General features: G+C 62.4%; 9 protein-coding genes and 1 pseudogene. All 10 read left to right on the top strand.

Annotated features, from left to right (window positions below; all coding sequences use genetic code 11):
- The first annotated feature begins 3 nt into the window (after positions 1-3).
- The 10 genes and pseudogenes from HK436_RS20255 (at position 4) to HK436_RS20210 (ending at position 12,549) form a co-directional block, all read left to right on the top strand.
- The gene (locus HK436_RS20255) at positions 4-783 is read left to right on the top strand and encodes a hypothetical protein (RefSeq protein WP_173192652.1); all 780 of its coding nucleotides are present in this window, start codon (positions 4-6) and stop codon (positions 781-783) included.
- Positions 784-818: 35 nt separating this feature from the next.
- Positions 819-1,106, top strand: a complete 288-nt coding sequence (locus HK436_RS20250; protein ID WP_173192650.1) for a hypothetical protein — start codon at positions 819-821, stop codon at positions 1,104-1,106.
- A 171-nt stretch (positions 1,107-1,277) separates the two neighbouring features.
- Complete coding sequence (locus HK436_RS20245) at positions 1,278-1,490, top strand: cold-shock protein (RefSeq protein WP_148916006.1); 213 nt, start codon at positions 1,278-1,280, stop codon at positions 1,488-1,490.
- 200 nt (positions 1,491-1,690) lie between these two features.
- Positions 1,691-3,262, top strand: coding sequence for an ABC transporter substrate-binding protein (locus HK436_RS20240; protein WP_173192648.1), 1,572 nt, complete (start codon positions 1,691-1,693; stop codon positions 3,260-3,262).
- Positions 3,263-3,596: 334 nt separating this feature from the next.
- Positions 3,597-4,259 carry an HNH endonuclease gene (locus HK436_RS20235; protein ID WP_173192646.1) on the top strand — a complete coding sequence of 221 codons (663 nt, stop codon included), beginning with the start codon at positions 3,597-3,599 and terminating at the stop codon, positions 4,257-4,259.
- Positions 4,260-4,346: 87 nt separating this feature from the next.
- A complete protein-coding gene (uvrB, locus tag HK436_RS20230) occupies positions 4,347-7,220 on the top strand; it encodes an excinuclease ABC subunit UvrB (RefSeq protein WP_173192644.1) in 2,874 nt (957 codons plus the stop codon).
- 115 nt (positions 7,221-7,335) lie between these two features.
- On the top strand, positions 7,336-7,755 hold the full coding sequence (locus tag HK436_RS20225; protein ID WP_173192642.1) for a VOC family protein: 420 nt from the start codon (positions 7,336-7,338) through the stop codon (positions 7,753-7,755).
- A 406-nt stretch (positions 7,756-8,161) separates the two neighbouring features.
- Positions 8,162-9,868, top strand: a complete 1,707-nt coding sequence (locus HK436_RS20220) for an ABC-F family ATP-binding cassette domain-containing protein (protein ID WP_173192640.1) — start codon at positions 8,162-8,164, stop codon at positions 9,866-9,868.
- Between the two features lie 529 nt (positions 9,869-10,397).
- Positions 10,398-11,240 carry an EamA family transporter gene (locus tag HK436_RS20215; RefSeq protein WP_173192638.1) on the top strand — a complete coding sequence of 281 codons (843 nt, stop codon included), beginning with the start codon at positions 10,398-10,400 and terminating at the stop codon, positions 11,238-11,240.
- 89 nt (positions 11,241-11,329) lie between these two features.
- Positions 11,330-12,549, top strand: a pseudogene (locus HK436_RS20210) (NAD-dependent epimerase/dehydratase family protein).
- Positions 12,550-12,615: the final 66 nt, after the last annotated feature.

Here is a 12,615-nt window from a genome sequence, read left to right as displayed (position 1 = left end):
ACCATGAATGCCGACGAATATCTGCCTAACGCCGAAACGATCGCCGCGATAGAGAAGGACGTCGCCAACTACAATGAGCGGCGACGCCATGCCCAGGCCGAGATCGGTCGTCGGGTGCCGATGCTGCTCGGGAGTTACGTGCTTGCCTGCGCGGTGGTCTTCTATTTCATCATCGCCAATTTCAGCTCCATGGCGGAGAAAGTCGCGTTGATCCTCCTGATCGGCGGCGGTATTGCCGCCATCGTTGGCGGGGTGGGGGTACACCGCTTCGCGCACCGGGTCGGTGTCGATACGCAGCAGGGCTTTCGCGATCACATCCTGCCGGTGATGTTCGGTTTCGTGAACGGGTTGCGGTATTCGCATGGATACGAACCGGGAAGTTTCCGACGCCTTCCGGCCGTGCTCAAGGGCGACTACAATCACACCGAATTCGGCGACATCATCACCGGCCGGCTCGACGGCAAGCATTTCGAAATCTGCGAGATGACCCTGTCGCGCAGAAACAAGTCGTCGACGATCGTCCTTTTCAAGGGGGTGGTGCTTTGCTGCGGCGTCCGGGACAGTTTTCCGGGCACCCTGGTTGCGGTGCGCAAGCCGGAGCCAAGCCTTATGCAGCCGTTCAGCGACCTGATGCGGTCGCTGTCGGCTTTCTTTGGCGGCGACCGGCTGGAAACGGTCTTCAGCCGCACCCCGCTTGACCAGTTTTACGAATTTCGCAGCGACAGGCGTGAGGAGGCGCGGGCGCTCTTTGCCGGGGGCTGGGCGACGTTCTGGGCTGGGTGAACGAGCGGTGGCGGCGGGGAAGCCCGCGCCTTGCCGTGCGCCAGGCCGAATTCTTCCTGATGCTGCCCAGCGACAAGGATTTCTTTGAATTGCCGCCACTGGACAGGCAGGTCGACTACAAGGCGCATCTGGAGCCGATGGCGCGCGATTTCGCTTCGCTGCTGGCCATCGTTGCCGAGGTGCAGCGCCGGCCGGCGCCTGCTTCCGCGACCGATCAGAAGCCGGCCGAGCAGGCAAGCGTGGCTGACGCCCCGCCGCCACCCGTTTCCGAGGAGCCCTTCGTTCCGCTGCTGGATGGAAATGTGCCTCCGGGCAAACGTTGAGGTGCTTGTATTTTCGTTGATTTCGTGCGAATAACGCTGACGTTCGGGCATTTGCTGACCCGGAGACTGGACCGTTTAGGACGACCTTTCCCCGACATCGTGAACTCTCGACGGCGACCCTGCGCATGTCGCGCAGACGCAGCTTACCAAAGGGAACAGGAGCTTTCCCCCATGGCCCAGACCGGCACCGTAAAGTTTTTCAATGCAACCAAAGGCTTCGGCTTCATCACGCCTGACGACGGCGCGAAGGACGTTTTCGTCCACATTTCCGCTGTCGAGGCCTCCGGCCTGCGTACCCTCGTCGACGGTCAGAAGGTTTCCTTCGACGTCGAGCCCGACCGTATGGGCAAGGGTCCGAAGGCAGTGAACCTGTCCGCAGCCTAAGGGCATCGTGCCGGGTCACCGGCACGGCGGTTTGCAAGAGCGGCGCGAGAAATCGCGCCGCTTTTTTATGGTCTGGCTCTATCTGACCGCGCGCTGACGCGCGCGTGATTTCCCTTTGGATTTGCCTTGGGCGACAAGATAGCTTGCAGATTGTGCGAAAGGCTCACGAAAGCGGCTGCATGTGGGCAGTGGAGGGACCAATGAATTCAAGGATTTTCACGGCTGCTGCGCTTGCGCTCGGCGTTTCATTGTCGGCGAACGCTCACGCGGAAACGTTTCGCTGGTCGGCGAGCACGGACCCACAGACCATGGACCCGCATGCGGCGAATCTCGCGCCGGTGACATCGTTCCTCAACAATATCTATGAGGGCTTGGTGCGTCGTGCGCCCGACATGTCGATCGAACCCTCGCTGGCGACCGAATGGAAGCCGCTCGAAGATGAGGACGGCTGGCGCTTCGTGCTGCGGCAGGGCGTCAAGTTTCACGACGGATCGGATTTCACTGCCGACGACGTGCTCTTCTCTTACGAGCGGGGCATCTCCGAACAGTCCGATGTGCGCTCCTGGTTCGCGCCTGTGCAGGAGGTGCGCGTCGTCGACGACTACACCGTCGATTTCGTGACCAAGGCGCCGGATCCGATCTTTCCCGAGAGCATCGCGAACTGGATGATCATGGATCGCGACTGGGCCGCCGCGAACAACTCGACGATGCCCGCCAAGGACCAGCCGACATTCGCGACGCTTAACACCAATGGAACCGGACCGTTCAAGCTCGCGGCGCGCGACCCCGACGTGCAGACCCGCCTTGCCGTAAACGAAGAGTGGTGGGACGAGCCGCAGCACAATGTCACCGAAGCCGTCTTCATGCCGATCGGCAGCGCTGCCACCGCGATCGCCGCGCTTGTCTCCGGAGAGATCGACATGTTGCAGAGCGTGCCGGTGCAGGACGCCGAACGATTGCGCTCGCTCGACGGGATAAAGACGCTGGAAGGCCTCGAAGCGCGCGTGATCGTGCTCGGCTTCGCGCATGACCACCCGGCGTTGTATGGTTCCCTCGAAACCACGGGCAAGAACCCGTTCCAGGACGTGCGTGTGCGGCGGGCCGTGGCCAGCGCCATCAATGTCGATGCGATCGACCGCGTTTTGATGAACGGCATGGCGGAACCTGCCAGCCAGCTCGTCCCGGCGGGGCTATCCGGCTATTCGACCGCGCATTCTTCGCGCCCAGCCTACGACGCCGATGCGGCGCGCGCCCTGCTTGCCGAAGCCGGCTATCCGCAAGGCTTCTCCTTCAGCCTGCGATGCACCAACGACCGCTACCTGAACGACGATGCCGTCTGCCAGGCGCTTACCGGCATGCTGGCTGCGGTTGGGCTCAAGGCGCAGCTTGAGACGATGCCCGTGCGCACATACTGGACCGAACTGCGCGAGGACCGTTTCGACGTGTTCCTGCTCGGCTGGTCGCCCGGCACCTTCGATGCCGAGCACCCGATCCGCTTCCTGGTCCACACGCCGTCCAATACGCTGGGAACCTGGAATTTCGGCGGCTATTCCAATGCACGGGTCGATGAACTGCTGCCCATGGTTCAACAGGAGCTCGATCCCGCGAAGCGGCAGGCGATGCTCGACGAAATCGCCGGCATCGTGCAGGACGAGATGAGCTATGTGCCGCTTTATGTGGAGCCCCTGGTCTGGGCCGCACGCGACGCCATCGACGTGGTCCAGCGGCCCGACAATTTCTTCATGTTGAGATGGGTGCAGGTGAAAGGGTGAGGTGAGGAGGTCGGCAGGCTTCGAACTGTGCTAGGGAGCAACTTTAAAGTTCAGCTGCAATCCGATTTTCAACTTTTGCTAACTACCAGCTATCCTGGCATTCATACATTCTGGGTGCGTGGGGTGCATCGTCTACAACAGCCGTGAAGTTCGTAAGCTTGGCTGGCAGGAGTCGAGCGTTATCATTTTTGAACGCCGTTACAGGGACGTCGTCAGTAATGCGGTCTCCAAAATAGTCCTTTATACGACTTCGCGTTCTAAGTCGGACCGTCAAGCTTGCTACTATGCAGTGGGGGTCGTCCGAGATATTTATCCGGTCCCCGGCAACGCGAACATGCTCGCTGCCGAAATTGCAGGCTACCGCCCGTTGGCGTTCCGCATTCCGGTCAGCGCGGACAATGGTGTCTTCGAAGCTGGTCTTCAGGGCCCCAATCGGCGATCCCTCACTCAGCGAAGTGTGAGAGAAATCGACGACCGGGAGGCAGAGGCTATCCTCGTCGCTGCTGAGCACGGCATCGAGACAAGCTGGAAAGTGGAAGGCAACGGTGTGCAGGGAATGAGCGATCACGGCCAACAATCGTTGACCGTGGAAGATCGCCCGTTCGACGCCGTGCAGCGCGCACGCAGGGACATGAGGTTAAGGGCAACGGTCTTGCCCGCCTACAATTTCCGCTGCGCTCTGACAGGCCTTGCACAACGTGACCATCGGAATGCATTTGAGGCAGATTGCTGCCATATTTATGAGGTGAGTGATGGCGGCGCAGACGTTCCCACTAACGCCATGCTGATCATCAAATCCCTGCATTGGGCGGTTGATCACTTCCTGATCTCATTTGAAGACGATTTTCGCATCATCGCGAGTCCGCTGCTCGAAGAAAAATACCGAGCGATGCTCCATGAAGACCTTACGGCGCGTGTACCCTCAGATCCAAGTCTGAGGCCTTCCTTGAAAGCACTGCGTCGGCATCGAGCGCACTATTGGAAGCTGCATTCCTGACACCGGCTTGTCAGTATGGAGGGCCGATTGGCGTGCGTGTGAAAGGGGGCCCTTTCCATTGCGGCGGACTCTGCCCATATTCTCGCCATGGCCGATACCCCTGACAAGAAGAACGCCTCGCGCGCGAAGGATGCCGTTTTCGGTGCGCGCTCGCGCAAGAGTCCGCTCACCGATTATCTCGATGCTTCCGAGCCGCTGAACCCGGTCGGTTTCGGCGAGGCGCCGCAAAGCGAATTCGAGGGTGCGCCGCTGAGCGGGTCGATCTCGGACTGGGCCCAGCAGATCGCCGACGAGGCCGAAAAGGCCCCCGCCAAGCCGAAGAAAAAGGTGCCTGAACGATCATCGGCGCCGACGCGCTCGGCGCGTGGAACATCGATGGGCGGTGCAGCATCGCCCAAGGAGCGTGCGGCCGCCGGCCTCAACCCCGTGCCCGGGCTCGACATCGCGCTTGAGGATGTCGAGAAGCTGTCGTCGTCAGGTGTCACTGCCACGGTCGCGGCGCTGTCGCGCCTGATCGAGGGCGGCGATCCCAACCTGAAGAACGAGGCCTGGGTGCCGCACCGGCCCGCGCGGCCGGAAAAGTCGGAAGGCGGCATCGAAATCCGCATGGAGACGGCATTCAAGCCGTCAGGCGACCAGCCAACCGCCATTGCGGACCTTGTCGGCGGCGTGAAGGAGCAGGACCGCACGCAGGTGCTGCTGGGCGTCACCGGGTCGGGCAAGACCTTCACCATGGCCAAGGTGATCGAGGAGACGCAGCGCCCAGCACTGATTCTCGCGCCCAACAAGACGCTGGCAGCCCAGCTCTACGGCGAGTTCAAGAGCTTCTTTCCGAACAACGCCGTCGAGTATTTCGTTTCCTACTACGACTACTACCAGCCGGAGGCCTACGTGCCCCGGACGGATACATATATCGAGAAGGAATCTTCCATCAACGAGCAGATCGACCGCATGCGCCACTCGGCCACGCGCTCGCTGCTGGAGCGCGACGACGTCATCATCGTCGCGTCGGTGTCGTGCATCTACGGTATCGGGTCGGTCGAAACCTATACGGCCATGACGTTCCAGATGGAGGTGGGCGACAGGCTCGATCAGCGTCAGCTTCTCGCAGACCTCGTTGCCCAGCAATACAAGCGGCAGGACATCAATTTCACACGCGGCTCGTTCCGCGTGCGTGGCGATACCATCGAGCTGTTCCCCGCCCACCTTGAAGACCGCGCCTGGCGGATCACGCTGTTCGGCGACGAGATCGAGACGATAACAGAGTTCGATCCGCTGACCGGCCAGAAGACCGGCGACCTCAAGAGCGTCAAGATTTACGCCAACTCGCACTATGTGACGCCACGGCCGACACTCAATCAGGCAATCAAGTCTATCAAGGAAGAGCTGCAGCACCGGCTGGTCGAGCTGGAAAGGGCAGGGCGCCTGCTGGAGGCGCAGCGGTTGGAGCAGCGCACACGTTTCGATCTCGAAATGCTCGAGGCAACCGGCTCCTGTGCCGGCATCGAGAACTATTCGCGCTATCTCACTGGCCGCGCGCCGGGCGATCCACCGCCGACGCTGTTCGAATATGTGCCCGACAACGCGCTCGTCTTCATCGACGAAAGCCACGTCACCGTGCCGCAGATCGGCGGCATGTATCGGGGCGACTTCCGCCGCAAGGCGACGCTGGCCGAATACGGCTTCCGCCTCCCGTCGTGCATGGACAATCGGCCGCTGCGCTTCGAGGAGTGGGACGCGATGCGCCCGCTCACGGTCGCGGTGTCGGCGACGCCGGGCGGCTGGGAGATGGAGCAGGCGGGCGGCGTGTTCGCCGAGCAGGTGATCCGTCCGACCGGTCTGATCGATCCGCCGGTCGAGGTGCGGCCGGCGCGCACGCAGGTCGACGACGTGCTGGGCGAGATCCGCGAGACGACAGCCAAGGGCTACCGCACACTGGTCACGGTGCTAACCAAGCGCATGGCCGAGGAACTGACCGAATATCTGCACGAACAGGGCGTGCGGGTGCGCTATATGCACTCCGACATCGACACGCTCGAACGCATCGAGATCCTGCGCGATCTGCGCCTCGGCGCGTTCGACGTTCTGGTCGGCATCAACCTGCTGCGCGAGGGGCTCGACATTCCGGAATGCGGCTTCGTGGCCATCCTCGACGCCGACAAGGAAGGCTTCCTGCGCTCGGAGACATCTCTGATCCAGACCATCGGCCGCGCCGCGCGTAACGTCGACGGCAAGGTCATTCTCTACGCCGATCAGGTAACCGGTTCGATGGACCGGGCGATGGCGGAAACCAATCGCCGTCGCGAGAAGCAGCTCGAATACAACACGGCCAACGGCATCACGCCTGAATCGGTCAAGAAGAACATCGGCGACATTCTCGACTCGGTCTACGAGCGCGATCATGTCCGCCCGGACATTTCGAAGGTGTCCAAGGGCGGCCAGCTCGTCGGCGCGAACCTCAAGGCGCATCTGGAGCATCTCGAGAAGGAAATGCGGGATGCGGCCGCGGACCTCGACTTCGAGCGCGCCGCGCGGCTGCGCGACGAGGTCAAGCGCCTGCGCGATACCGAACTGGCGATCTCCGACGATCCTCTGGCGCGCGAAGTGGAGCTGGAGAGCCCGGATTCCGGGCGCCGCAAGGGCCAGCACAACAAGGGCAAGGCCCGGCACCGCACAGTCGGCGACGATGGCAGCCTTTTCCGCAAGCCGGACCTCGACGAGATGGGGACCTCCGGCGACCACGCTACCCCCGCCGCCGGTGGAATGTTCCGCAAGAACACGCTGGACGAGATGACCGTTGGTCGTACCGAGAAGCCGGTCCAGGGCAAGGTCCCGTCAAAACCGGACAACGAAGCCAAGGCGGTCAAGCGCGAACGTGCCGGCATCGGCTCCTACGAGGATCCGGCCGATGCGCGCAAGGAGACGCGCAGGTCACGCAAGACCGGCCGGCCGGGGCGGTGACCATGACGCTTGGTGGCTTGAGGATCTGAGCGAGTCAGCTTTTTCGGGTGGATGTCGGGACGGCTTTTCGCCGAACGTCTTGAAGGCGAGACAGCCGCAAAAAGGAGAGACGCCGATGTCCGACGAGACCCAGCAAGCCATGCCGACCCCAACCGGAGGGCTCAATGCCTACCTTCAGGTGGATGGGGCCATCAAGGCCGCCGAATTCTATGGCCGCGCCTTCGATGCAACCGAGGTCTACGCCGTGCCCGCCGACGAGCAGGGCCGGACGATGCACATCCACCTTCACGTCAACGGTTCGTCGCTGATGCTCGGCGATGCCTATCCGGAGCATGGCCATCCGCACGAGCCAGCGCAGGGCTACGTCCTGCAGCTTCATCTGAGCCATGACGATATTGACTCATGGTGGCAGCGCGCCGTCGATGCCGGCTGCGAGGTGACCGTTCCGCTTCAGGTCATGTTCTGGGGCGATCGCTGGGGTCAGCTCCGCGATCCGTTCGGCGTGGTCTGGGCGATGAACGCGCCAGCCAGCTAGGCGAACGAAGGACGATGTCCCGCGCCGGCTTGAGGCTTCGGCGCGGGTTCCGCGCGTCTAAACCCTCGAATTTTGTTTGGGCACATCGTCCGGCCAGCACAGGTGCTGAGTACGCTTGAAATATCCGACGGTTCTGATGTAATTGCTGTCCAGTGCCCACACATGTTTCGGAAAGGAGGGCTGCGTGATGATCTTCAATCAACACCGTCAGCGCGGTCCCGTCCACGCCCTGCAGGCTTGCTTGCAGGGCTGACCAGGAACGGTCCCGGGTTTCTTTTCCCGCTTTCAGTTTCTCTTGGTCCGCCCTTCGTGGCGCATGGCTGCTCCAGCCGCGCCGAAGTGCACAATCCCGGTATTCGCTCGTGGCATGAATTGCCCGGCGACCGGTCGGACCCGAGAACGAACCATGTCCCTGATCAACCTGAAATCCGTTGGCGTCAGCCTTAATGCGCCGCTTTTTTCCAATCTCGACCTCGTCATCGGCCGTGGTGACAGATTGGGCCTCGTTGCCGCCAACGGCCGTGGCAAGTCGACTCTGCTCAAATGCCTGACGGGACAAATGGAGCCGACGGCTGGAGAGATCACCCGTGCGCGCGGCGTTGCTGTCGGGTTTGTCGAACAGGCCGTGCCCGACAGTCTTATGGATGCCAGCTTCCACGAGGCCGTCGCCAACGCGTTGCCGCAAGAACAGCGTGCCAGCGAAAGCTGGCGTGTCGACGTGGTGCTGGATTCGCTCGATGTGCCGGAGGAGCTCCGCGACAGGACGGTTCGCAGGCTCTCGGGCGGTTGGCAGCGCCTGGCGTTGATCGCTCGTGTGTGGGTGGCAGAGCCGGATGTTCTGCTGCTTGACGAGCCGACCAATCATCTCGACCTCGAAAAGATCGGTCTTCTCGAAACCTGGCTCAACGCGTTGCCGCGCGAGGTGCCGGTGGTGATTGCCAGCCACGACCGCGCTTTTCTCGATGCCGTCACCAACCGTACGCTATTTCTGCGTCCCGAAAACTCGCCCACCTTCGCGTTGCCCTATTCGCGCGCCCGCGCTGCGCTGGACGAGATCGACGCGGCTGCTGAACGCAAGTTCGAGCGCGACGTAAAGGCGGCGGCGCAGTTGCGGCGGCAAGCGGCGAAACTCAACAATATCGGCATAAACTCCGGCAGCGACCTGCTAACCGTGAAGACCAAGCAGCTTAAGGCGCGTGCCGAGCGGCTGGAGAGCGCCGCGCAGCCGGCTCACAGGGAGCGCTCGGCCGGCACGATCCGGCTTGCCAATCGCGGCACCCATGCCAAGGTACTGGTCAGCTTCGACGACGTGCCGATGGTAACGCCGGACGGCACGCTGCTGTTTCGTACGGGCAAGCGCAGCATCAATCAGGGCGACCGTATCGTGCTGCTGGGCCGCAATGGTGTCGGCAAGACGCGGCTGGTCGACATGATGCGGCGTGCCATTGGCGAACCCGGCTCGGTCGCAGGCGTCAAGGTCACGCCTTCGGTGGTGCCGGGCTATGCCGATCAGGACCTGTCCGATGTCGATCCTAAAACAACGCCTTTTGCGCTGCTCTCCTGGCGCTTCGATATCGGAGACCAGCGGGCGCGTTCGTTGCTTGCGGGCGCGGGGCTTCCGATAGAGCTACAGGCACGCAAGATAGAGGTGCTTTCCGGTGGGCAGAAGGCGCGGCTGATGATGTTGATGCTCAGACTGGCCTATCCCAACTTCTACCTGCTGGACGAACCGACGAACCACCTCGACATCGAAGGGCAGGAAGCGCTGGAAGCAGAGCTGCTTGCACATGAGGCAACGTCGCTGCTGGTTTCACATGATCGGTCGTTCATTCGCGCCGTGGCCAACCGTTTCTGGTTGATCGACCAAAGGAAGCTCGTGGAGGTGGATGATCCGGAGGGATTCTTGCGCTGGCTTCCGGCGGCTCATGATGCTGGAAAGCAATACGTCGAGCGACGGCGGAGCCGGACAATATCCATCCGGGTAGAGCCGTCTGCGTGTTCCAGCTTTCCATTCCCGCGCCGGCGTCACGCTTCGGCGCGGGCCTCTCAGGCCCGGTGCTCTGACAGGCCGGCGCTCACCATATTGAGCGGCAGGCGAGTGCCACGGCTGTAGGCTGCCATCACCCGGTCGGCGACGGCCTTGCGTCGCGATTTCTCGCGTTCGGTCACGCCCAATTCGCGGCATACCGCCTCAATGATGGGTTGCATGCTTTCGAGTTCATGCGGTTCGAAGCCCTGGTGAGCCTCGCTTCCATCCGTCCACCTTGTCGTCGCCGCAGACATCGGCCTCGCTCCTCTCGCGCACGCGGTTTATGCCGCGCAGTCTGCCCTGGCACCGCCTCTTGTGAGTTTATGCGCATTTCGGACCTTATCAAGGCGTGAATCGGGCGATCTGATGCTGAAATCGGCTCGAAAGATTGGAATTCGGCACCCGAAACACTATCCCGGCCCTGCCGGGAAGGTGAAGCGGTCGTCTCCGCCGCAATCCTGGACCAGACGAAATCTCTTTGCCGGCTTTGCTTGCGGGCGTCCCGCTGTGCTATGCGCCGTGGCAGATTTCACACCTCAACACCCGAATTTCTCCCAATGGTCGTTTCCACCGCCTCGCCTGAGATGATGGCAGCACAACCGGACCGCGTGACGTGAGCGCGGCCGTATTTTTTGCCGTTCTGCTGGCGGCGGCGATGCATGCAACGTGGAACGCGCTGCTCAAGGTGCGGCTCGACCGCTTCGCCGCGATCTCGCTGATGGGGTTCGGCATGGGTGTCGTTTCCCTGCCGTTCCTGCCCTTCGTCGCGATGCCCGCCGGCATCACCTGGTTCTGGCTCGGGCTCTCGTCCGCCCTGCACATCGGCTACAACTATTTTCTGGCTCGCGCCTACGAGACCGGCGAACTCGGGCAGGCCTATCCGCTGGCGCGCGGCACTGCTCCGCTGTTCACCACGCTGGGCGGTCTGGTTCTCATCGGCGAAGTGCCGGGCAAGGTTGCGGTGCTCGGGATATTGCTTCTTTGCGCAGGCACCTTCCTGATGTCGATGCGTGGCGGCGGCATGAATGCGCTCGGCAGGCGGCCGGTCATCTACGCGCTGGCGACATCGGTCTTCATCGCCGGCTACACCCTTGCGGACGGCTCCGGTGCACGCTCGGCCGCGACGGCGGCGAGCTACATCGTCTGGCTATTCGTGATCGAAGGCATCACGGCGATCGCGGCGTGCATTCTGGTGCGCGGCACGCGGGTCATCCGCGTCATGGTGCCCGAATGGAAGGTCTGCCTCGTCAGCGGGCTGCTCAGCGCCTCGGGCTATGGCATCGTAATATGGGCCATGACAAAGGCGCCGATCGCCACCGTGGCCGCGCTGCGCGAATCGTCGATCCTGTTCGCCATGGTTCTGTCGGTAGTGATGCTGGGCGAATCGATGACGCGATGGCGCGCGGCCGCCGCACTGCTGATCGTCGGCGGGGTCGTTGCGCTAAGGCTCGGATAAAGCGGGTGAAAAACTCGTTTGCGGCGGATACATTGTCGTCACGATGCGTTGCTAGAAGCTGGTTTTCATGACGAAGGGGATTGCCTGATATGAAGATTGCTGTTCTCGGCGGTGACGGGTTCATCGGCTGGCCAACCTGCCTGCATCTTTCCGATGCAGGGCATGACGTCCACATCATCGACAATCTGTCGCGCCGCTGGATCGACACGGAGCTGGGCGTACAGTCGCTGACGCCGATGGACTCGATCCAGGAACGCACGCGCATCTGGTATCAGGAAACGGGCCGGCGGATTCATTTCCACCTCATCGACCTTGCCAGCGACTACGAGATCTTCAAGGGCTGGCTCCGCAAGGAGCGGCCCGACGCGATCGTGCATTTCGCCGAGCAGCGCGCCGCGCCCTATTCGATGAAGAGCGACCGGCACAAGAACTACACCGTCAACAACAACGTCAACGCGACCCACAACGTGCTCAACGCGCTGGTCGAGACCGGTGTCGATGCGCATCTGGTGCATCTGGGCACGATGGGCGTCTATGGTTATTCGACGGTCGGCGCGGCGATCCCCGAGGGCTACCTGCCGGTCGGCATCGATACGATGTCGGGGAGACGGCGAAGCAGGAAATCCTCTATCCCGCCAATCCTGGCTCGATCTACCACATGACCAAGTGCCTGGATCAGCTGCTGTTCCAGTTCTACGCCAAGAACGACGGCCTGCGGATCACCGACCTGCATCAGGGCATCGTGTGGGGCACGCACACCGCGCAGACGCGCCGGCACGCGCAGCTCATTAACCGCTTCGACTATGACGGCGACTATGGCACTGTGCTCAACCGCTTCCTGATCCAGGCTGCGATCGGCTATCCGCTGACCGTGCACGGCACGGGCGGTCAGACCCGGGCCTTCATCCACATCCAGGATTCGGTGCGCTGCATCGAGCTGGCGCTGAAGAGCCCGCCGGCCAAGGGCGACCGGGTGAAGATCTTCAACCAGATGACCGAGACGCACCGCGTGCGCGATCTTGCCGAGCTGGTTGCGAAAATCACCGGCGCGCGGATCGCGTGGCTGCCAAATCCGCGCAAGGAAGCGGCCGAGAACGATCTCGTCGTGCGCAACGAGCAGTTCCTCAAGCTCGGTCTCAACCCGACCACGCTGGCCGAGGGGCTGCTCGAGGAGGTGATCGAGGTGGCGAAGAAATACGCCTACCGCGTCGATCGCAGCCGTATCCCAGCCGTCTCGGCGTGGACCAAGGACATCGAGCCGGTCATCGAACGCGACCCGGAAGGCAAGCGCTTGAAGAGCGTGGGGTAATTCGTTCTTGCGGACGTCCGTGCCTTACGTTGCCCCCTCTGTCCTGCCGGACATCTCCCCCGCAAG

Source organism: Neoaquamicrobium sediminum, from assembly GCF_013240295.1.
GTDB lineage: Bacteria > Pseudomonadota > Alphaproteobacteria > Rhizobiales > Rhizobiaceae > Aerobium > Aerobium sediminum.
This window is presented reverse-complemented; position numbering and strand designations above follow the sequence as displayed.